This window comes from Bacillus sp. FSL R5-0397 (genome assembly GCF_038593395.1).
GTDB lineage: Bacteria > Bacillota > Bacilli > Bacillales > Bacillaceae > Bacillus > Bacillus altitudinis.
In genome coordinates this window covers 355844-378066 of record NZ_CP151992.1, presented here as the reverse complement: position 1 = coordinate 378066, position 22223 = coordinate 355844, and the positions used below count along the sequence as shown (strand labels likewise).

22 protein-coding genes are annotated in these 22223 nt (G+C 41.9%); 9 read left to right on the top strand and 13 right to left on the bottom strand.

Features of this window, described 5'->3' with window-relative positions:
* Nucleotides 1-173: 173 nt before the first annotated feature.
* From NSQ70_RS01985 to comJ, 3 genes are all read left to right on the top strand, one after another.
* Complete coding sequence (locus NSQ70_RS01985) at nt 174-602, top strand: NucA/NucB deoxyribonuclease domain-containing protein (protein ID WP_007498233.1); 429 nt, start codon at nt 174-176, stop codon at nt 600-602.
* Nucleotides 603-728: 126 nt separating this feature from the next.
* Complete coding sequence (locus tag NSQ70_RS01980) at nt 729-2426, top strand: methyl-accepting chemotaxis protein (RefSeq protein ID WP_342502403.1); 1698 nt, start codon at nt 729-731, stop codon at nt 2424-2426.
* A gap of 136 nt (nt 2427-2562) precedes the next feature.
* Nucleotides 2563-2949 (top strand): competence protein ComJ, encoded by a 387-nt coding sequence (comJ, locus tag NSQ70_RS01975; protein WP_342502402.1) that lies wholly within the window; start codon nt 2563-2565, stop codon nt 2947-2949.
* Between the two features lies 1 nt (nt 2950).
* Here the strand turns inward: comJ and NSQ70_RS01970 are convergent, their stop codons facing one another.
* On the bottom strand, nt 2951-3757 hold the full coding sequence (locus NSQ70_RS01970) for an AAC(3) family N-acetyltransferase (RefSeq protein ID WP_268373349.1): 807 nt from the start codon (nt 3755-3757) through the stop codon (nt 2951-2953).
* A gap of 24 nt (nt 3758-3781) precedes the next feature.
* Nucleotides 3782-4201 carry an Lrp/AsnC family transcriptional regulator gene (locus NSQ70_RS01965; RefSeq protein ID WP_024718958.1) on the bottom strand — a complete coding sequence of 140 codons (420 nt, stop codon included), beginning with the start codon at nt 4199-4201 and terminating at the stop codon, nt 3782-3784.
* Between the two features lie 115 nt (nt 4202-4316).
* On the opposite strand from NSQ70_RS01965, the gene NSQ70_RS01960 reads away from it, so the two are divergent.
* Complete coding sequence (locus NSQ70_RS01960; RefSeq protein WP_268373347.1) at nt 4317-5081, top strand: MBL fold metallo-hydrolase; 765 nt, start codon at nt 4317-4319, stop codon at nt 5079-5081.
* Between the two features lie 46 nt (nt 5082-5127).
* Here NSQ70_RS01960 and NSQ70_RS01955 read toward each other — a convergent pair whose 3' ends face one another.
* On the bottom strand, nt 5128-5457 hold the full coding sequence (locus NSQ70_RS01955; RefSeq protein ID WP_024718960.1) for a YckD family protein: 330 nt from the start codon (nt 5455-5457) through the stop codon (nt 5128-5130).
* A 181-nt stretch (nt 5458-5638) separates the two neighbouring features.
* Between NSQ70_RS01955 and NSQ70_RS01950 the strand changes: the two genes are divergently transcribed.
* Together NSQ70_RS01950 and NSQ70_RS01945 are read left to right on the top strand one after the other, a co-directional pair.
* Nucleotides 5639-6511 carry a transporter substrate-binding domain-containing protein gene (locus tag NSQ70_RS01950; RefSeq protein WP_342502401.1) on the top strand — a complete coding sequence of 291 codons (873 nt, stop codon included), beginning with the start codon at nt 5639-5641 and terminating at the stop codon, nt 6509-6511.
* Nucleotides 6512-6523: 12 nt separating this feature from the next.
* Nucleotides 6524-7201, top strand: coding sequence for an amino acid ABC transporter permease (locus NSQ70_RS01945; RefSeq protein WP_008347854.1), 678 nt, complete (start codon nt 6524-6526; stop codon nt 7199-7201).
* Nucleotides 7202-7426: 225 nt separating this feature from the next.
* On the opposite strand, the gene NSQ70_RS01940 is transcribed toward NSQ70_RS01945, so the two are convergent.
* The 5 genes from NSQ70_RS01940 to NSQ70_RS01920 form a co-directional block, all read right to left on the bottom strand.
* Nucleotides 7427-8725: an arsenic transporter gene (locus tag NSQ70_RS01940; protein ID WP_008342056.1), complete on the bottom strand. Its 1299-nt coding sequence runs from the start codon at nt 8723-8725 to the stop codon at nt 7427-7429.
* Between the two features lie 129 nt (nt 8726-8854).
* The gene (locus NSQ70_RS01935) at nt 8855-10087 is read right to left on the bottom strand and encodes a helix-turn-helix domain-containing protein (protein ID WP_017358555.1); all 1233 of its coding nucleotides are present in this window, start codon (nt 10085-10087) and stop codon (nt 8855-8857) included.
* Between the two features lie 125 nt (nt 10088-10212).
* Nucleotides 10213-11760, bottom strand: coding sequence for an L-glutamate gamma-semialdehyde dehydrogenase (gene pruA / locus NSQ70_RS01930; RefSeq protein WP_058336343.1), 1548 nt, complete (start codon nt 11758-11760; stop codon nt 10213-10215).
* Between the two features lie 23 nt (nt 11761-11783).
* Nucleotides 11784-12701 carry a proline dehydrogenase gene (locus tag NSQ70_RS01925; RefSeq protein ID WP_327862119.1) on the bottom strand — a complete coding sequence of 306 codons (918 nt, stop codon included), beginning with the start codon at nt 12699-12701 and terminating at the stop codon, nt 11784-11786.
* Nucleotides 12702-12862: 161 nt separating this feature from the next.
* Nucleotides 12863-13666, bottom strand: a complete 804-nt coding sequence (locus tag NSQ70_RS01920) for a nucleotidyltransferase domain-containing protein (RefSeq protein ID WP_017358557.1) — start codon at nt 13664-13666, stop codon at nt 12863-12865.
* A gap of 60 nt (nt 13667-13726) precedes the next feature.
* On the opposite strand from NSQ70_RS01920, the gene NSQ70_RS01915 reads away from it, so the two are divergent.
* Complete coding sequence (locus tag NSQ70_RS01915; RefSeq protein WP_008342068.1) at nt 13727-14041, top strand: hypothetical protein; 315 nt, start codon at nt 13727-13729, stop codon at nt 14039-14041.
* Between the two features lie 70 nt (nt 14042-14111).
* On the opposite strand, the gene NSQ70_RS01910 is transcribed toward NSQ70_RS01915, so the two are convergent.
* Entirely contained in the window at nt 14112-15074 is a 963-nt protein-coding gene (locus NSQ70_RS01910; protein WP_216895546.1) for an acetylxylan esterase, read from the bottom strand.
* 210 nt (nt 15075-15284) lie between these two features.
* Between NSQ70_RS01910 and NSQ70_RS01905 the strand changes: the two genes are divergently transcribed.
* Nucleotides 15285-16070: a carbon-nitrogen family hydrolase gene (locus NSQ70_RS01905; protein WP_096880978.1), complete on the top strand. Its 786-nt coding sequence runs from the start codon at nt 15285-15287 to the stop codon at nt 16068-16070.
* 198 nt (nt 16071-16268) lie between these two features.
* On the opposite strand, the gene NSQ70_RS01900 is transcribed toward NSQ70_RS01905, so the two are convergent.
* The gene (locus NSQ70_RS01900; protein ID WP_216895645.1) at nt 16269-17174 is read right to left on the bottom strand and encodes a LysR substrate-binding domain-containing protein; all 906 of its coding nucleotides are present in this window, start codon (nt 17172-17174) and stop codon (nt 16269-16271) included.
* A 118-nt stretch (nt 17175-17292) separates the two neighbouring features.
* On the opposite strand from NSQ70_RS01900, the gene NSQ70_RS01895 reads away from it, so the two are divergent.
* Nucleotides 17293-18066, top strand: coding sequence for a class I SAM-dependent methyltransferase (locus NSQ70_RS01895; RefSeq protein ID WP_342502400.1), 774 nt, complete (start codon nt 17293-17295; stop codon nt 18064-18066).
* A gap of 228 nt (nt 18067-18294) precedes the next feature.
* Here NSQ70_RS01895 and NSQ70_RS01890 read toward each other — a convergent pair whose 3' ends face one another.
* From NSQ70_RS01890 to NSQ70_RS01880, 3 genes are all read right to left on the bottom strand, one after another.
* Complete coding sequence (locus NSQ70_RS01890; RefSeq protein WP_058336338.1) at nt 18295-19671, bottom strand: MFS transporter; 1377 nt, start codon at nt 19669-19671, stop codon at nt 18295-18297.
* Nucleotides 19672-19791: 120 nt separating this feature from the next.
* Complete coding sequence (locus NSQ70_RS01885) at nt 19792-20799, bottom strand: LacI family DNA-binding transcriptional regulator (protein WP_255836188.1); 1008 nt, start codon at nt 20797-20799, stop codon at nt 19792-19794.
* Nucleotides 20800-20876: 77 nt separating this feature from the next.
* Nucleotides 20877-21824 (bottom strand): dihydrodipicolinate synthase family protein, encoded by a 948-nt coding sequence (locus tag NSQ70_RS01880; RefSeq protein ID WP_342502399.1) that lies wholly within the window; start codon nt 21822-21824, stop codon nt 20877-20879.
* Nucleotides 21825-22223: the final 399 nt, after the last annotated feature.

The following is a 22223-nucleotide window of genomic DNA, read 5'->3' as shown; positions in this document are numbered from 1 at the left end:
GCAGCAAAATTAAAATTTTTGTGATTTTTGTTCAAATAGGAAAAGAGCATAAACAGGTAAAAAACGTTTTTCGAACTTTAAAAGACGTTTTTTCAAAACGAGGAGAAATTGGTAAGTAATTCTGCTATACTTCTGTTTACAAAATACGCTAAAGAGAAAGAGAGCTAGCATCTATGAAACTTCTTAAAACCATTCTCTTGCTTTTATTGATTGTCATTGGTATAGCGACAGGCTATGTCCAACTAGGGCAACATAAACAAGAGACGACAAACTCTTCTTATGACAAAACCATTCACTTTCCATCAGATCGATATCCAGAAACCGCAAAGCACATAGAAGAAGCTATTGACGAAGGTCATTCTTCCATTTGCACCATTGATCGAAAAAATAGTGATGAGCAAAGAGACAAATCACTTCATGGCATTCCAACAAAGCGTGGTTATGATCGTGATGAATGGCCAATGGCGATGTGTAAAGAAGGTGGAGCAGGGGCTTCTGTCAAATATGTACGTCCTTCGGATAATAGGGGGGCAGGCTCTTGGGTAAGTCATCAATTATCAGATGATCCTGATGGCACAAGAATCCAATTTATTATCGAGTAGCACGATCTTTCCTTTTTTCATAACAAAAATTTCTGTGTAAGTGCATTCACGTATATCAAACATTTTTTTCATGCCGATAATCTTTAAGGAGGGATACCCTACCTTATACCTAAAGGAGTAAAAAGCATGAAGAAAAAAGGAAAACTGAGGCTTGGCGCCAAAATAATGCTGATCTTTTTAAGTGTCCTCATCGTATTTTCAGCAGTGGTTGGTTATGTAGTGAACCGCGAAATGACAGAGAACATTAAGCAAATGGCCACCGAAAAAGCAAAAGGCGATCTAAAGCTAGGATACGCTTACCTAACTGAGAAGGTTGCTGGCTCGTGGCAGATAAAAGATGGCAAGCTTTACAAAGGAAAGACTCAAATCAATAACCATGACACATTGGTTGATCAATTAGCCGAGTATACTGGTGATACAATCACGATCTTCCAAGGAAATACCCGCGTTGCCACAAATGTCATGTTAAACGGGAAACGAGCTGTAGGAACCGAAGTCTCACCTGAAGTAAAGGCCGCTGTTTTGGATAAAGGCGAGAATTATTACGGAACAGCCAATGTTGCCGGGAAAGACTACCAAACGGCTTATATGCCCATCAAAAATAATACAGGGGAAACGATTGGTATTTTCTATACCGGTGCAAATCAAAGCATGATTTCACAAATGCTTCAGTCTTTCTTTATTCAATTTGTCACGGTTTTACTGTTAAGTTTAATTGTTTCTGTTATCATTATTTCTATTTTCACAAAGCGGATTCAGACACGTCTCAAACATATGGCATCTGCTATTAAGAGTGCAGGCGAAGGAAATTTAACCATCAACGTGACAGATCACACAGGCGATGAACTTTCTGAGCTGGCAGGTCACTTTAATAAGATGCGTGAGAAATTAAATCAAACCATTTTAAATGTGATCAAAACATCTGAATTAGTAGCCACTTCTTCTGAGGAGCTGTCAGCTAGCGCAGAAGAAACGAGTGCAGCATCAGAAAAGATTACCCATACCATTCAAGAAGTCGCTCAATCGTCTGAACAGCAATCAGCCCAAATGACAGCTAGTGAGCACACGATGAGACAAGTATCTAACGAGCTGGTAAACATCACTGAAAATGCGGGACAAATGGCAACAAGAAGCCAGTCCGCACAAGAAATGGCCCAAAAAGGTGTACAAAATATCGGTGAAGTCAATTCACAAATGACATCTATTGCAAAATCAATTGAAGAGAACGGCACAGCAATTCAAGCGCTAGAAACACGTTCAGCCGAGATTGATCAAATTTCGAAAGTGATTACAGATATCGCTAACCAAACAAATCTACTTGCTCTTAATGCGGCCATTGAGGCAGCACGCGCAGGTGAACATGGAAAAGGTTTTGCCGTTGTGGCAGACGAAGTGAGGAAGCTCGCAGAAGAATCGCAAACATCATCCAACATGATTTCACATCTCATTTCCGAAATACAAAAAGAGATGAATCATTCGACGAGTGCCATTAAACGAGTACGAGAGGAAGCGGCTCAAGGGGCTGTTCTTATTTCTCATACAGAGGATTCATTTATTGACATTCAGCAGTCAATGAAGGAAATGGCAGATGGCATTAAACATTTATCAGATGCATCCCAAAAAATCGCAGCTTATACAAATGATGCGAAGCAAACCTTTGCCTCTATCACAGAAGGCGTTAAACTGACGAGTGAACATTCACAACAAGTAGCAGGTTTAACAGAAGAACAATTCGCAGCAATGGAAGAAGTAACAGCTTCATCAGAGGCTCTCGCCCATTTAGCAGGAGACCTAAAAGAAATGGTTTCGCAATTTCACATCTAGATCCCTCAAACAGTAGCGCAAGACGGCGACAATCGTCTTGCTGCCTAACATTCTCTTCAATAATCTTACTTTCAAACATTCACTTTTCAACATGATCGCCAGCTGGACAAATCTTATGAATAAAGGAGTTATCTATATGAATGATTTAAATCAAACGTATCCCCTATCTATCTCCTATCACCAAATCACCGTATACACTGGAAGCACGACGCCACCTGTGATTGATTGGACAGATGACGATATTCTTCAAGGATTCGCAACTGGGGATCGAGGTATTTCTTTTGAAGGCATCAATAACGGAAAAGCTTCTATTATCGTGACATTAAACAGCCATGAGCCTCCATCATCCGTTGATAGAGTCATCACAGTGCCATTTATTCATTCAAGTGATGATGTTTATCTGACAAGCGTCATGGCACAGGTACTGTCTTTCTCCATTCCAAAAGGAGACTATCAGCTCACCTGCTATATATCTGAGCACCCTGATCAAGATCTCTATTATTTTGATTTTCAGAATGCTTAGATCACGCCTGGTCGTACTGCTCAAGCCATTTTTCCGCAAAATCGACCGATTCTCTCATCGGCAATAAATACGAATTGGCTAGCCCGATTTGACTGTGGTTATAACTACATCCTGATTGTAAGAAATCACGACCAATCTGTTCAAATAGTTCTTCTCTTGTGATGATATCTTGATACTCTTTCCACACCCTCCAACCATTCTCTAAAATGGGGGCCCCTCGTGTCATGAGGTCTTGCTGTGAGATTCGATATTCAGCTAAGTGAAAAGCTGTCACACTCTCGAATGACGTGCCAATTAGCAGCACTTTTGCATCAAGATCGTACAGACGTCCAAGAGGTGAATTTTCTCCTAAACCATAAGGAAGCGCATGGTGTTTCAACACTTCATCTTTCCTTTTCCCCCAGGCGGTGAATGAGAAATGAGGATGATTGCTTCTTTCTACGCCTGGGTATTTCCAAAAGGTCTCCGCTACCTTTCCCATTGCTGTTGGAGCTGTGTAAGCCGGATCAAATGCAGGCATTGTGTCTTTGATCGGTTTCCACCAAGAATAAGGAACAGGCGGATTGATCCAATCAGCAGGATCCGACAGCTCTAATGTTTGTGCCGGCATAATCAGTGTTCCTTCATCTGTTAAAATATCCATCATAGCTTGTATAACGGCTATAGCTCCTCCATTCACCCAGCCAATAGATGACAAGGATGAGTGGACACATAAGATCATGCCCTTCCTTACACCAAGTTGAACCAAATCCGCTTTGATTCTTTCCTTTGTGATCGGTTCAGCCTGATGTTCAATTAATCTTTTCATCGGTTATTTCCTCCTGCGCCTCATCTATTCTTGATGAGTGAGACGTTTCACAGCGATAGACAATTTATAATTTGCATGCTTTGTTAGCTCCGTTAAAAATTGATCAAGCTCATCATGACTGGAGAAATGTCCTTCAGCCATATAACAGCCCTCTCCACTTATTTTAAACAGGTTTTTGATTTCTTCCTTTTGATGGAGAAACGATAAAAGCGGTTCATGATCATGACTTCGGGTAAAGAGCTGTAAAAATGTTTGGATGTTCTGCTGTGTCCGCCAGTTAATTGAAATGGTATAGGCTTCAATAACCCCCTCTTCTTCAAGCTTTAAAACTCTATTTTTAGCAGCTTGACCGGTTAAATGGACTTTTTCACCAAGTGCTTTCATCGTCAATCGGCTATTTTTTGAGAGTTCTTTTAATATATCCATATCTGTTTTGTCTAGCATTGGCTCACCTCTTTCAAAAATCAAGTCGTTCCGCTGAAAGACTTTCATGATCCTCTGTCACATGAAGCTCTTTTAATATACTGTAAACTTAATGAGAAAAAAAGGAGGCCTTCTAATGAAAATAACACTCATTCGTAATGCTACTTTATACCTTCAATATGGTCCGTCAACATTTTTAATCGATCCCTTTTTAGCAGCAAAAGGAACCTATCCACCGTTCCCGCATACTGCCAATCAACATGTAAACAATCCAATTGTGGATCTGCCTGCAAACATTGATTTGGACAAGATATTACAGCCGGATGCTGTCCTGCTCACTCATTTACATGTAGATCACTTTGACGACGAGGCAAAAAAGAGGTTAGCGCAAACTTTGCCGATCTATACTCAATCAGAGAAAGATCGCACGATAGTGAAAGAAGCTGGATTTCAGCATGTTACATGCATTGAAGATGAAATGGATGTTTGCGGTGTTCATATGAAACGAACTGGCGGGCAGCACGGGACAGGAGAAACCGCTAAACGGATGGGACAAGTGAGCGGTTTTGTTTTCTCTCATCCTGATGAGCCTACTCTTTATATTGCAGGAGATACCATTTGGTGTGATGAGCCGAAAGAGGTTGTGAATACATGCCAGCCAGATATTATTGTGGTCAATAGTGGGGCTGCCCAATTTTTAGAGGGAGACCCTATTACGATGACAAAGGAAGAGATTGTAGACATTCACCATACTCAACCACAAGCTCAAATCATCGCCTGTCACCTTGAAGCCGTGAATCATTGTTTATTAACAAGAGCGGCATTAACATCTTACATTCAAGAGAATCATGCAGATCAGGCCATTTTTGTCCCTCAAGATGGTGAGATACTGACCTTTTAACACATAAACAATAAAAACCGGCACCTTGCTGCCGGTTTTCTTGAACTTATGGTCGATGGTGCTGTGGTTTTTTTAGTAATGGAACAAACCCGTTATTTTTTAAATGATTGTAATGTTCATCCATTCGTTTTGTGATGTGCGTGCCTTGTTCCTTCGTTAACACACCATACTGAACGTATTTTTCAATCACTTCTTTTCGTTTAGACAAAATTTGCTGTTCAAGAACTTCAATTTGTTTTTGTTGCTCTGTCGTTAATTTTACTTGATGCGTGACGGGGCGCTTTTCCATTTGGGGTGTTTCTCCATGAGCCGTATTCACCTGAAAACCAAATAATAGCACCATCGTTAGTAAGATCAAACCACTTGTTTTTTTCATCTCTGTCGTTCCCTCCTTTATTCGATTTTAATTTGCACACTCTTTCCTTTTTTATACATTATTCACAGCATCAAATTGCACATAATATTCTTACTTTTTCGCTTTTCATCTGAAAACGTTGTCCTAACTGAAAAAGCGTGCTATGTTTTGTTTTGTATAAAAAATAGAGGAGGATTCTTAAATGAGTCGTTTTTATCATAGAAAACCTATATGGGTGCTGCTTGTTGTGTCTGCTCTCATGCTTGTCATGTCTGCTTGCAATCAATCAGGCTCATCTCAGTCTGGAGAATCAAAGTGGGATCAGATTCAAAAGAAAGGGAAAATCGTGGTCGCTACTTCAGGCACCTTGTATCCTACGTCTTACCATGATACATCGAACGGCAAGGATCAATTGACTGGCTATGAAGTGGAAGTCGTCAAAGAAGCATTTAAGCGCCTTGACGTAAAAGTAGAATTTAAAGAAATGGGTTATGACGGTATGCTCAGTGCCATTAATTCAGGTCAGGTGGATGCCGCTGCAAACGATATCGACATCACAGATGACAGGAAAGATAAGTTCGCCTTTTCAACACCTTATAAATACTCCTATGGAACCGCTATCGTTAGAAAAGATGATCTGTCAGGTATTAAAACGCTAAAGGATTTAAAAAGAAAGAAAGCAGCAGGTGCTGCAACGACCATTTATATGGATGTTGCCCGTAAGTATGGTGCAAAAGAAGTCATCTATGATAATGCCACAAACGAGCAATATTTAAAGGATGTCGCAAATGGCCGTACAGATGTCATTTTAAATGACTACTACTTACAAACACTGGCGCTTGCTGCATTCCCTAAGCTAAATATTACGATCCATCCAGACCTAAAATACATGCCGAATGAACAAGGGTTTGTGATGAAAAAAGACAATACAGAGCTTCAAAAAGAATTAAATCGTGTATTAAAAGAGATGAAAAAAGACGGAACCATGAAAAAGATTTCGGAGAAATTCTTTAATGATGCTGACGTCTCAAAGAAAATTGATGTTGATGTCGAAGATGTCGACATTTCTAAATAAGGAGCCGCAGACGTGGGAGATATTCATTTAGAATATATCTTTAATCCTGCACTGGCAAAAGCGTCATTTCCATTTGTCATGAAAGGCATCTGGCTGACGCTGCTCATTTCTTTTGTGAGCATGTTTTTTGGGACGATTCTAGGCTTTTTTATTGCCCTTGCTAGAATGGCAAATACGTGGTTCCTTCGGCTGCCTGCACGGCTGTATATTTCATTCATGCGAGGGGTTCCCATTCTGGTCATTTTGTTTATCCTTTATTTCGGATTCCCTTACATCGGCATTGAATTTACAGCTGTCACTGCTGCTATTATTGGATTCAGCTTCAATAGTGCTGCATACATTGCCGAAATTAACCGGGCGGCTCTCTCCTCTGTTCCAAGTGGTCAAGTGGAAGCCGCCAAATCACTTGGTCTCAGTTATTGGCAAACGATGCGCGGAGTCATTTTGCCTCAATCCGTGCGCATTGCACTGCCGCCCCTGACCAACGTCATGCTCGATTTAATCAAAGCTTCCTCACTAGCGGCAATGATTACTGTGCCCGAACTCTTCCAGCAAGCAAAAATTGTGGGTGGACGAGAATTCGATTATATGACCATGTATATATTGGTTGCCTTGATTTACTGGGGCATATGCAGTGTGGTCTCATTGCTCCAAGACTTTTTGGAAAAACGCTATGCAAAATATCTATAACAACAAAAGGCAGATCCATTGGATCTGCTTAGAATTGTTGACAAAGGGCTAAAATGAACTTGATTTTAGCCCTTTTTCTACTTTTCAGCGTGATAGAAAACCTTTGCAGTCTAGGAAAGACGAGCACTGGCGTGGAGCGAATTTGATATTCGTGAGCACCAGCACGCAGGACTGACAAAGAATGCGAGGGTTTGCCTACGCGCTAAGATCCTTGAGATCTGCTTTTTAATGTATCAGCCATAACCACACATACAACCCCAATAACGTGATGATCAGAGTTGGTATGGTTAGAATGATTCCAGCTTTCATGTATGCTCCCCAAGAAATATGCACACCTTTTTTCTTCAAGACATGAAGCCACAGCAATGTCGCCAATGAACCGATTGGGGTCATTTTTGGACCAAGGTTTGAGCCGATGACGTTGGCATAAATCAGTGCATCTCTCATCACACCTGCTGTATCTGTGTGACCGATGGCAATCGCATCAATTAAAACGGTTGGGAGGTTGTTCATGACTGAAGATAGTACTGCTGCCAGAACCCCCATAAACATCGTTCCCGCAAGTAAACCGTGTGACGCCCCCTGTTCAATCCACGCCGCTAAAATTTCTGTCAGGCCGACATTTTTCAGCCCATACACCACGACATACATGCCGATAGAGAAAAACACAATCGACCACGGTGCTTCTTTGACGACTCGTTTTGTCGCTACTTGTGGACTCCGTTTCGCCAGCCATAAGAAAGCAATGGCAATGCCTCCTACAATGATTGACACCGGAATGCCTGCCAATTCCCCAGCAAAATATCCAACAAGCAAGCACCCTAACACATACCAAGATAACCGGAACATGCGCAGATCACGAATGGCCGAAGCTGGTTCCTTCGCCTGCGAAACATCGTACGTTTTCGGGATGAGTTTCCGATAAAACACATACAGCACAAGCATACTAGCGCCAAGCGATACAAGGTTTGGGACGAACATGTTTGCTGTATATTCAAGAAAGCCAATATGAAAATAATCGGCTGATACGATATTGACCAAGTTACTAATGACAAATGGCAAAGACGTCGTATCTGCAATAAAGCCGCTTGCCATGACAAATGGCAGGATCATACGCTCATCCAGCTTCAGCGCTCTGACCACAGATAAAACGATCGGGGTTAAGATAAGTGCCGCTCCATCGTTGGCAAAAAAAGCTGCTACCACAGCGCCGAGCAATGTTAAATAAATAAACATGCGGACCCCGTTCCCTCTTGCGGCTTTTGCCATATGAAGTGCCGCCCATTCAAAAAAACCAATCTCATCTAAAATCAATGAAATGATGATAATTCCAATAAATGCAAAGGTGGCGTTCCAGACAATTTGGGTAACTTCCCATACATCGCCCAAATGAACGACCCCAAAAGCAAGAGCAAGAATCGCTCCCCCGCACGCTGACCATCCAATGGTTAAACGTCCTGGCTGCCAAATGACAAGGACGAGGGTCATGATGAAAATTAAAATGGCCAAGGTGACTGATCCCAAAGGTGGCCCTCCTTTCACTTTCCTCATAAAATCTTTATCTATCATACAACGAAATAAGGCAATTGTATGCCATTTTATGATCTCGCATAAAAATCCGCAGGTCATCCTTTGCACCTGCGGAGTCCACGTCTATTGATCTTTTTTCATCAGCATCAATTCAATAAATAACTCACATCGCTGGCTAAAATGACTTAAATCTATAGACGTCATTTCAAAAATTTGTTTCATTCGATAGTTTAGTGTATTTTGATGAATAAACAACTGCTCTGCAGCTGGTTTTAGCTTACAATTATTCAATAAGTAGACCTCTAAGGTTTTTAAAAATGATGTTTGGCTGTCACGGTCTTTTTCCTTTAGGCGCAACAAATCTGGATTGAAGTCGTTTTTCTTTTTTTGGTGACTGTAAATCGAGTCTAAGAACCGGAAGACCCCCAAATGCTCGTAATCGTATGGAATCAATTCCTGTCCGCCGACAATCTTCACTGCTTTCACGACTTCTATCGCTTCAAATCGACTTGTGCTCATTTTCATGACATCTCGATATTCTCTTCCCATCCCAATATATAAAGGAGATGGGTGTGTATGCGTTTTCGATTGAAGATGGGCGACGACATCCGCAGCGGTCGCTTTTGGTGAGTGGCGATCTGACAAACTGCCTAATATCACGACGATGTCTGCTTGCACAGAGTAGACATGATTGACCTTGTCTTCTAGCTGTAAATAGGTTCTAATCACATCCTTCACATCTTCTGCCGTCTCACTTTTGTTATCGGCGGCATGAACAACCATCACAGTAAAGACAGCTGGCAGTGGAATGCTTAAATTCTCAGCTTCCCATTTCAGCTCTTCTTCTGTATAAAAATGATCATCCATGACCTTTTTGAAGAACTCTTCAATTTTGCCTTCCTTTTTCTCCAACTGTTTCTTATTTTTATAAATAACTTTTCCAACTTGAAACGATGCCTCGTGTAAAAATTGCAGCTCCTCTTGAGAGAGAGAATCTTCAATGTCCTGCACCCAAATAAAGCCGACAACCTCTTGTTTGTGCTTGGCGCTCACAGCCACTCGTCGATTAAACCCGAGCTCCTCATGACCATTCACATAAAAAGGATTTGAATCTGTATATAGCTGCTCAATGACCCCTGTTTTTTTTAACCAATCCACCACAGCTCCCGGACATTCCTTTGAGAAAATGGTTTGCTGATTGACTGGGTCGAACTGCTGGATGCTGTAAGAATTATAAGCAAGCAGCTGACATTCAGTACTTTCTAAAATGACTGGTTTTTTTAAATAACCACTAATAAATGCAATTAATTTATCGACATCAAAAAATGTATGAAGCTTTTCTAATATCTCTTCCATCCCGATTGCTCCCTGAATAAGTGATACATTTATCATACTTCTTTCCAGTCATATTTGTATAGAAACAAGTCGTAGACAGGTAAAAAAAGCATGAACTCGCCTGCACGAGTTCATGCTTTTCCATATTAAAACATTTCGCTGATCGTTTTGGCCTGCATGTGCAGAGCAAGATAATCTGGTCCGCCTGCTTTTGAATCAGTTCCTGACATTTTAAAGCCGCCAAATGGGTGGTATCCCACAATCGCTCCCGTACAGTTACGGTTAAAGTAAAGGTTCCCGACATGGAACTCCTGCTTCGCACGGTTGATGTGATCACGATTATTTGTAATGACCGCACCGGTTAACCCGTATTCTGTGTTGTTGGCTACTTCAAGCGCCTCATCAAAGCTTGAGACTTTTGAGAAAGCTAGGACAGGTCCAAAGATTTCTTCTTGCATTAAACGAGATGTTGGCTCTAGATCTGCAAACACGGTTGGATGAATGAAGTACCCTTCTGAATCATCACTTGTTCCGCCAGTGACTAGACGGCCTTCTTGCTTGCCAATTTCGATATATTCCGTGATCTTGTCAAAGGAAGCTTGATCAATGACAGGTCCCATGTACACATCAGCTGATAACGGATTCGCTGTTGTTTTCGTTTCTGTGATTTCTTTCACTCGCTCAACGACTTGGTCATACAGCTTCTCGTGGACGACAGCACGAGATCCAGCTGAACATTTTTGACCTGAGAACCCGAAGGCTGATGTGAAAATGGCGTTAGCGGCTAATTCAACATCTGCATCCTCATCTACAACCACGGTATCTTTACCGCCCATTTCAGCAATGACACGCTTTAAATGCTGTTGTCCTGGCTGTACTTTTGCCGCACGTTCAAAAATACGTGTGCCCACTTCTCTTGATCCAGTGAATGTAATGAGGCTTGTTTTTGGATGATCTACTAAGTAATCTCCAACTTCTGCTCCGCTACCTGGCACGAAGTTGACAACACCTTTCGGAAGACCTGCTTGCTCCAGTTCTTCTACAAAGCGGGCAGCAATGACAGGCGTCGCACTTGCTGGCTTTAATACGACTGTATTCCCTGTGACGATTGGTGCAACGGTTGTTCCTGCCATGATTGCAAACAAGAAGTTCCATGGTGGAATGACAAGCGTCACGCCAGTTGGTGTGTACACATATTGATTGCGTTCCCCATCGCGACTGTTCACCGGTTTGCCTTTCGCAAGCTCTAGCATTTGACGGGCATAATACTCTAGGAAGTCAATGGCTTCTGCTGTATCTGCATCTGCTTCATTCCAAGGCTTCCCTGCTTCTTTTACGAGAAGGGCTGAATACTCATGCTTTTTACGGCGAATGCTTGCCGCAGCGCGGAATAAGACGCCGGCTCTTTCTTCTGGAGACGTGTAGCGCCATGTTTCAAACGCTTTTGCCGCAGCTTGAATCGCTTGCTCTGCCTCTTCTTTCCCAGCTTTTGATACGGTACCCACGACTTCTTCCTTCTTCGCCGGATTGATCGAGACAATCTTGTCTGTTGTTTCGATTCTTTCTCCATTAATCACAAGCGGATAGGTTTGCCCAAGTGATTCTGTTACTTTGGCTAATGCTTGTTCAAACGCTTGGCGATTTTCTTCCTGGCTAAAATCCGTGAATGGTTCATGCTTGTAAGGTGTTGTCATCTTTGTCACGCTCCCGTTTCAAATTATTTTCTCGTCATCCCTTTTAAAGCAAATGCAATGTTTGCTGGTCTTTCTGCAAGACGTCTCATGTAGTAGCCATACCACTCTCGTCCATACGGGGTGTAGACCCTCATTTGATAGCCTTCCTTCACGAGTGCTTGCTGCGTTTCTGATCTCATGCCATACAGCATTTGAAATTCGAACTGACTTGTCTGTATATTGTGTTTTTTCACAATATGTTTCGTAAATTCGATCATTTGATCGTCATGTGTCGCAATGGCTGTATAGTTCCCTGAGAGTAATTGCTTTTCGATCAGCTTCTTGTAATTCTGATCGACGTCTTTTTTGTTTGGATACGCCACTTCGGCGGATTCCTTATAGGCACCCTTTACAAGTCTTAAAAATGGTTGCAACTCATTTAGGTCATCAAGATCTTGTTCTGTTCTGTACAAATACGCCTGCAAAACCGTACTGACATACTCATATTGAGATTTCATTTCTTTAAAAATGTCCAGCGTTTTTTGACAGCGCTGTTCATCCTCCATATCAATTGTCACCATAATACGGTGTTTCTCTGCCGTATCTAAAATGCTTTTCATATTGCGATACACGAGGTCATCGTCAATATCTAAGCCAAGCGATGTCATTTTAAGTGACACGTGGGAATTGAGTCCCGCCTCTGCAATGCGCTGAATGGTTTGAATACACTCATTCGTCCGCTCATTTGCAATCTCTGCCTTTGTGACAAACTCACCGAGATGATCAACCGTTACGGGCATACCTTGATCGTTTAATCGTTTGATGACAGGGATAGCGCTCTCAAAATCCTTCCCACCGATGATTTTCTTTGATGCAACAGCACTTCCCCAATTACGAGCAATATGGTTCAAGAGACTGCTCTTTGACAAAAACAAGAAGAAATTTCTTGTGACCGACTCCATAAAGGGCACCTCCCACTCTTTGTAAGCTATGTCTTTATTGTAAGGCTCATGAGCTGTCCGCTACAATATTTGAAGATGACAAAAATTCTGACTTTTTTTGTGGTTTTATCACAATAGGAGATAAAAAAAGAGTCTGCCGCGATCCGGCTGACTCTCCCCTCCTACGCCCACACCTCATCAAGGGTAGACTGCAAAAGCTCATTTAATTCTTGCATCAGATTGTCTTTCGGCTGATTGTAGCTTTTCACCAATTCATCAAAACGCGCCAGCTCTTGATCAATAAATGGATGGACATGAGCGAGACGGTTCTCTACATCCATTTCTTCTCCGTCCATTTTACGTTTGAGCAGTTCGTGAATTTCTGCTAACAGCGGACCTTCCTCCACTAGCTCCTTGAGTAATTCATGAAAGTCCATTGGTGGAACTGTTCGGTAACGTTCAATCCACTGACAGGCAAGCAGCGGACGAAGCACATAGAAATACTTCTTGATTCGCACCTGCTCTCCTCGTAAATGCCGGCTTTCATTCCGCTTCGCCATATTGAGGTAATGATACATCAAAGCCGCAGGATAAAACGCTCGATCCTTTAATTCTCTTAGCTGCTTTGCCAAAGAGAAAGATTCAGCATAGATGATATCAGAAGACAGCCATTCCATAATGGACGGATTTGATTTATTGAATAAGCGCAGTGCCTTTCTAAGCTCCCAGCCGCTGATATCAAGCATGTCATCAATCGGTCGTTCTATGACATCACGATGCTCTTCCATCGCCCAATACCATTCTTTCCGGGGAACATATAAAAAGCGAACATCATAATCACTATCGGTCGAGGGAAAACCCCATGCCCTGCTGCCTGATTCGACGGCAAGACAAATCTTGACGTCATACGTTTCTTCGATGATTTTCAGCTCTTCCTTAATTCTCTCTCTCAAGTGTCCATCAACTCTTTCTATAGAATTCTGCATGACTTCTTCACCTTTTGGGAAAATACGAATAAGACATATATGAAAAAGGAGTTGGATCTGATGTCTATATCTCGCATTATGAAATGGATCACTGGGATTTTTGAAGCTTGCCTTGCTATCCCTGTGATCGGAGGTCTATTCGTTATCAGCAATGGCTATTCACCGCTCATGGTCATGCTTATTCTGCATATTATCACACTCGTCTTATCGAAGCGAGACCAGGGACCAATGATTGGAAGTATCATTGGAATTGTCACATCCTGCCTTGCATGGATTCCGATTCTCGGATTCATCCTTCACATCATCACAGCCCTTGCCCTGATCGTTACAGCATTAGTGCCTGATGAAAAAACAAGACAGAACACCAGTTATTAAGCTGATCGCTCCAATAGCTGAAAAAGACAAAGAGCTAAAATGAATGTCATTTTAGCTCTTTGTCATGCTCTTATGTTGATAGAAGCAAATGCTTTTGTAAAAAGGACAGCTTCTCTGTTTGAAAAGCAGGAATAAACTCGTGCCCAAAATATCGGTACACTTTCAGCTCTTTATCTGTTTCTAAATGATTGTATGCCGCAAACACGGTGGATGGCGGTGTCACTTGATCAATCAGACCGATCGCCATCAATGTTGGCTGTTTCACCCAGCCGGCTAAATTGATTAAATCAAAGTAACTTAATGTCTCAAATACCTTTTCTTCAGCTTCTGGATCACTGTTTCTGCGAAAGTATGAATTGATTTCTAAATAAGGCTGCTCCAAGGCAACATCAACTGCACGCTCAAAATTTGATAAGTAAGGATAGTCTGCCGCAACGACTTTTGGAATGTCTGAAAGGGCTGCGGCCGCAATCGCTAACGCCCCCCCCTGACTTCCACCGATCACGCCGATACGGTGTTCATCTACTTCGGGGAAAGACTGAATGACTTCAAGTGCACGAACAGCATCTAGATAAACGCCTCGATAATAGTACGTATCCTTCGATAAAATGCCTTTTGTCATCCACCCTAATGCATGCCCGCCTGGCGTCACTGATGTGTCTTCACTGCCACCTTGACCGCGGACGAGCATACCAAATGTTGCATAGCCGTGCAGCGCCCAGTTGACGATGTCATGAATGCCGTCGTCATAGCTGGCATTATAGCCATGAAAACGAACGAGCGCTGGATGCGGACCAGTTTGATCAGGCACAGCATAAAAGCCTTCAATTTTAGAATGTCCAAAGCTTTGATACGTCAAGCGGTACACCTTGACGCCTTTCACTGGATAGTCATAAGATTCAAGTGTTGGCTCTGCCTCCACTTGGCGCAGTTCTTCGAGCGATTTCTTCCAAAAGTCTGAGAAATCAGGACGTGCTGTTTTCTTTGGTTTATATTTTTTTAGCTCTTCTAGTGACAAATCGAACAATTGCATATCATACTATTCCCCTTTGTTTTATTAGTTATGAGTATCATACCACTCATTTCTTGATTGAGAAAGTCATTTAACAAAACCTTCTGACATTTCTATTGGCAAAGATGGCGGAAAGCTTTATGATAAAGAAACTGGCTTGAAGACTAGATGCTTCAGGCAATATCACCCGAACCATTCATTGCATGAAACGAATAAAGGAGGCAGACCGACATGAACATCGCCCTGATTCAAATGGACGTACAAATAGGAGAACCTGATGTAAACTTTCAGAAAGCAGAAGCATGTTTAGAAGAAGCCATCCGCCAACAGCCTGATTTGATTATTCTACCTGAAATGTGGAATACCGGCTATGCGTTAGAGCAAGCGGATGAGCTTGCCGATGCAGATGGCGAGCGAACAAAACAACTCTTCTCTTCCTTTGCCCGCAAGCACCAAGTGTATCTCATCGCAGGCAGTGTTTTAAATAAGAGGACAGAAGATGAAAACATCACCAATACAATGTATGTCTTTAACCGCCAAGGTGAGCTTTTGTTAGATTATGATAAAATTCATTTATTCCGCTTAATGGATGAGCATAACTATTTAACCGCTGGTGATCAGCTTGGTTTATTTGACTATGGTGAAAATGTCAAGATTGGTGCGATGATCTGCTATGACCTCCGCTTCCCTCAGCTTTCTAGGACGCTCGTGAACAAAGGGGCGAAGGTGCTTGTTAATACCGCTCAATGGCCGTCAGCAAGAGTGGACCATTGGCGCAGTCTGCTCATCGCAAGAGCCATTGAGAATCAGTCATTTGTGATTGCGGTGAACCGGACGGGCACAAGCAGAGACACTGAATTCCCTGGTCACTCCATGGTGATTGACCCGCTCGGACGCATTCTACTTGAGACAAATGATGAAGAAGACATTTATTATGCAAACATTGATCTTCAGCTCGTAGATGAAGTGAGACAACAAATCCCCGTCATGACAGATCAGCGGCTGGATTTATATTAGAAAGCAAGGGGCCCCCTGCTTTCAGCGTGTAGACAAACCCTCGCATTCGGTGTCAGTCCTGCGTGCCGGTGCTCACGAATGTCAAATTCGCTCCGCGTCGGTACTCGTCCTTCCTAGGGCTGCAAAGGTTTTCTATCACGCTGAAAAAAGGTAAAAGCAGGGGACTCCCCTGCTTTTTACGTTTAATTAAACGTTTGTTTAAGCTTTTCCTTGATTCTGTTGAAGGTCCATGAAGGCTTGCGCGGCTTTCGTTAAATATCTTTCTTCCACATATGCAAACACAAGTGTGCGGGTTGGGCATGAATCAATGTGTAAATAAGTGACTGCTTTCCTTTCCTCTTGTGCCACCATTTTCGGCACCACCGTCACACCTAGCTCATTTTCAACCAATGCCTGAGCTGTTTGAATATGACTTGTTTCAAATGCAATCCTCGGCCGAAAGCCATGATGACGGCACAGTTCCGTGACCACTTGCCGAAAGCCATATCCCTCTTTCAGCATAATAAACGGGGCATCTTCCAGAAGATGAAACGGGATAGACCCTTCTTGATCCGCTTGATTGATGATTTCATTGAGTTCATCCGTCAACCACGGTTGAGCCGTTTGCGGAATGGCGAGGAGAAGCGGCTCTGTCAGCATTTGTTTTGTTTTCAATGATTCATGCTCGACAGGCAGAGAAAGAATCGCCAGATCCAGTTTCCCAGCGAGTAAACGTCTTTCTAGCTCACGAGGCGATTCTTCTATCAAATGAACGTGAACGTGCGGATACGTTTGACAATAGGTTTTTAATAAACTTGGCAGGACATATCCCCCTGTGACAGCTGGCGCACCGATCAACAGTTCTTTCCCCACCTCATAAGCAGCTTCACCCATCTCACGCAACAAATCATCTCGTTCCTTCAAAATGGTTTCTGCTCTTTTGATCAATCGGTTTCCTTGAGGTGTAGGAGTGACTTGTCCATACTTCCGAATAAACAGAGGAGTATCTAATTCCTCCTCAAGTTTTTTAATTTGCTGACTTAACGAGGGCTGTGCAATGTGAAGTTTTTCCGCTGCTTTTGTAAAGCTTTGCTGCCGGTACACTTCCATGACATATTCCATCATTCGTATATCCACTTCTCTCACCTCATAGGTTTTAACTATTCATATCATATCTTTTATGTCTTAGACAAATCACGGGAAGAACCCTACGATAAAGAAACAACAAAAAGGGGGTAAAGGAATGAATCCATATTCAAAAGCCGAGAAACAATTCTCACAAAATGCAGAGAACTACCGAGATTCACCCATCTTTGCAGCTGGAAAAGAACTTGAATGGATGAAAACGGCGGCGAAGGCAAAGGGCGATGAGCATCTACTTGATATCGGCTGCGCGGCAGGTCATACCGTTTTCTCCTTTTCAGACGTCATCTCTAAAGGAATCGGGATTGATGTCACACACAAAATGACCGAGGTTGCTACAGCACTTTCGGAAGAGCGCCAACTGAACCACATTACGTTTGAGCAGGCATCCGCAGACGCATTGCCCTTTTCTGATGCATCATTTGATCTGGTCACATGCCGATTTGCTGCTCATCACTTCCCACATCTCCCGGCAGCCATGTCTGAAATCAGCCGAGTCTTAAAGAAAGGCGGCAAATTTCTACTTGTCGATCATTATGCACCTGAAAACCAAGCACAGGATGACTTTATTAATCATTTAAATAGACTGAGAGATCCCTCCCATGTGCGAGAAAGCTCGTTATCAGAATGGAAAGAGCTTTTCGCTGACAACCATCTGACGAAAGAAGAAATCCGTTACTGGGATCTGCATATTGATTATCAGGACTGGATCATACGAGGACGTACACCAGAGAATGTTCAAAAGGAAATCGTTGCCCACCTTCATGCTGCAGACGATGAAACGAAACAGCTGTTTCAACTGCAATTCGACGAACATCGTCAGCCAACATCCTTTTGCCTAAAAGCCACACTGCTTCAAGGGATCAAACATTAAACTGATCGAAAAAGTCTACCCTAGCCGGTAGACTTTTATATTATGAATATACATTTCCACTATCTGATAGATATACTTTTCATGTTCGTGACAAGGAGTGCTGATAATGTTTCTATTATAAGATAATTGAACTGAGGTAGGTTAGGCTTTTTCAAAAGTGTACGTAAATCCTCTGAATAAAAAAAGAACCTACCCTCTTTAGAATAAGTTCTTCACTGCATGCATCACTTACGGTGCAATATCCTCTAATACTTTCTCTCTCGTTTCGATCATTTTAAAAGCAAGAATTGCTCCCACTACAGTCACACTTGCAAAAAGAATAAAAATAGTTGAAACACCGCTCACCTCTAAAATAAAACCTATCATAATAGGAGCAATCGCTGAGGCCAGCCTAAGCCACGCTGTAGCAAATGCCGTACCAATTACCCTCATACGGGTTGGATAGATTTCAGGTGTATATAAATAGAGAAGAACTGTAATTGTCCCCATCATTCCGTAGGCAGCGGACCCTAAATAAATAACGCTTTCTGGAGAATTTGCTCCGCTGATCCATAAAGCCGTTAATAAAGCACCTGTTACGATAAATGCAATGGTTGCCCAACGCTTCCGTCCTACTTTATCGATTAAAAATGCACAAGCGAATACCCCTATGGTCTGTAAAATATTTGTGAGAGAGGCTGCCCTTAATGAATCTCCAACTGGCAAATTATAAACCGTATTATAAAGACTCGGTAACCAGTTATTTAATCCATTCGATACAAAGTAGGCAGAAAACCATAGTCCCCATACGATCAATGTTCTTTTACGATAAAAAGTAGAAAAGAGCTCTTTCCAGTCGCCTTTTTCAGTGCTGCTGGACACTTGCTTTGCAACAGGCATTCGTTTGTCTGTACTAGCTTCAATCTCTTCAATGATTCCTTCGGCTTCATCTAACCTGCCTTTTGAAATAAGCCATCTTGGAGACTCGCGTAACATGAAAAAGAAGACAAAGACGATTAAACCGCCAATTCCACCAATCAAGAACATCCATTTCCACCCAAAGCTAGGTACAACAAATGCACCAATTTGAGCTGAGATCATTAATCCTAATGGAAAAATCATCTCATAGAGCATAAAAAATCTCCCTCTCCCTTGGGCCCGGGACAACTCATTGATATATGAGGCCGCTACTGGCACTTCTCCTCCTACTCCAATCCCCTGTATAAAACGAAAAATAAAAAGGGCCATAAAGTTACCTGAAAATACACATGCGATACTCATAATAGACATGAGAAATACAGTCCACTTTGCACTAAATACACGGCCACGTCTTTCTGCTAACCATCCAAAGAAAATAGCACCAATCGCTTGTCCGATATAACCAGACCCAATAAGAAGACCAATTTGAGCAGGTGATAAATTCCACATGCCGATGAGAACTGGGAGAACAAACGCTAAAGATAGTGCATCAAAAGCATCAAAAAAGGTAGCAGATCCCATAATGATACGAGGTTTTAAATGCCATCTCGAAAAAGGTACACTTTCCATCCTAGTCAATAGTTGCGAAGCTCTATCAACAACTTGCTCATCATGAGAATTTGAATTTCCGCTGAGTTCTAACGTCATGATATCTCCTCCTTAATAGAGGAAATGATGCAAAAGTACATGCTGATGAGCACAAAAGAAATCGCTTACATTTTAAATGAAGAGACATTCTAAAGCGATCATATGAGTTTTCAGCATCTATCATTTCTTTTTTGGCGTTCCCGTGGTGCCACGATCTACATAGTACATCGGGAAGATATGTTCCATCTTCTCTAACTGTTCTCCTTCTACTAACTGCGTTAGTAAAGAAACCGCTTTTCTTCCCATTCCAACTAAATCAACATGAACAGAAGATAAAGAAGGGGTTAGAAAACTTGCAATGGGCACATCATCAGCACCAACGACAGACAAATCATGAGGTATTAACACATTTGCGATATCTGCCGCTTTCATGACCCCTATCGCCAAAAAATCTGAAGAGCAAACAACTCCAGTCATGTGCTGGTTTCCTTGGAGAAATTGAGAAACCACTTCTACTACTTTTCCCCCATCAAATTCATCTAACTCAAACACAAGCTCTTTGTTCATTGTTAATCCTAAATTTTTCAGTGTACGCTCATACCCCTTGTAATACCTCACACTATGCATCGAACTCATTGGACCATTGACCAGTCCAATGGTTCGATGACCTTTATCAAATAAGGCCGTGACAGATTGACACACACCTTCCTCATCATCAGGCCTGACACATGGAAATGGAGAATCCTCTAAGTAACTTCCGACAACGATAATGGGAATAGCTAAACTTTTTAACCAATCCATACTCAATTCTTCATTTCTTGGAGAAAATAAAATGGCACCATCTACAGCCTGCGTTTCAAGTAATCGCTGCTGCTGTACAGATGTAAATGACATCAACATATTGAATTCAGTCTCATCTAATTCCTTCGCTATCCCATCTAAAATCGTCGAAAAAAATGGATTATTCAAAATATATGAACCACGAGGAACCACGACAGCAATATTGCCAGTCTTTCTTTTAACGAGCCCTCTAGCTCCTAAATTAGGACGATAGCCTAATTCATCAATCACTTGTTTAATTCTTTCAGCCGTTTGAGCACCTACTCCTGGTTTGCCACTTAATACTCGGGAAACAGAGGCGATAGATACTCCAGCTTTCAATGCGACATCTTTAATACTTACTGACACATTTCATACCTCCGGGAGTCTGTTGTTTTATACTCTATTATAACCCGACTCACCTTCATCATGAAATCAATGGTCTGTTATTTACTAACGTTTTCCTTAAGTAAACCAACACTTTGAAGGCCCTGACGAATCTCTTCTTTTTCCTTTTGAGTTAAAGGTAATACTGGCTTCCTCGCAAGCGAACTGCTGATCAAACCTCGCTGGAACATCGCTTCCTTCATTCGCAGATGAGAGGTAGAGGAAGGTTCATCCATTTTATACACAGCATGCTTTAATTCAAAGATTCTATCGTACACTTTATTAGCCGCTACAAGGTCTTGTTCTTCCACACATTTCACAAGCTCAGCAATCAAATCTGGGACAAAACAGCCGAAACCTACAAGCGCCCCATCAATTCCTTGAACTAATGTTGGCAATAAATATTCATCGTGACATGTGAGCAACGATACATCTGATGCATGCTTTTTCAGTGCGCGCACATCGACTTCATATTGCGCCATGTCTCTTTGACCGATTTTAAATGAGACAACGTTTGGAATCTCCGACATTTCTAATAATTGACTGGTTGTATAAGAGGTTTTTGTCCATGTTGGATACTGATGGACGATGATTGAAATATCAATTGCTTCTGCAACATCTTTAAAGAATTGGACAGGTGACTCAGGCTGCATACCGAATCTCAGCCATGAATGTGGCGGCATAAGAAGAATACCTTCTCCGCCAGCTTCCTCCACTGCTTTTGCATGCTGGATCGCTTCGATTGTCCCTTCAGCAGAAACCCCAGAAATGACAGGGATTTCTCCCTTTAATTCGTCGGCTGCAATACGCACAGCTTCAGCTCGTTCATGTGGCAGCAAAGTCATAATCTCGCCAGTATGTCCATTGACAACGATCCCATTAATCCCTTCGTGCTCCGCCACCCAGCGAACAAGCTTACGAAAAGCAGGTTCATCAATTGAATAGTCATCTTTAAAAGGAATTAAGACTGCCGGGAATACACCGCTCCATTTTTCTTTATTTTTCATCAACAAATTCCTCCCCATCCGTTATAGTAAACGTTTACGGTAAGCGTTTACGTTAATAATCATAGAATGATCTAACCGAAGGTGTCAACAATATTTTTAAAAATTATAATAATTCAAAAAACGATTATTAGAATTTAGATACTATTTTATTTTTTCAAAAAAAGAAAATGAGAGATATATTTCGTTTCCCACATCAATCAAAAAACCTCATCATCTTGACCTAGTTGTAGTCTAATCACCACTTTTTTCAAACGGCTAGACACACCACATAAAGGATGCATACATTTTGATATAGTGACGAAGGAAAAAACATCTTTTCTTCTTTTTTTCAACCATCAGACTGTGATTTCTTTGACTACTCCTGATCTAATAGAAAAAGTCTACCCCCTTAGGATAGAC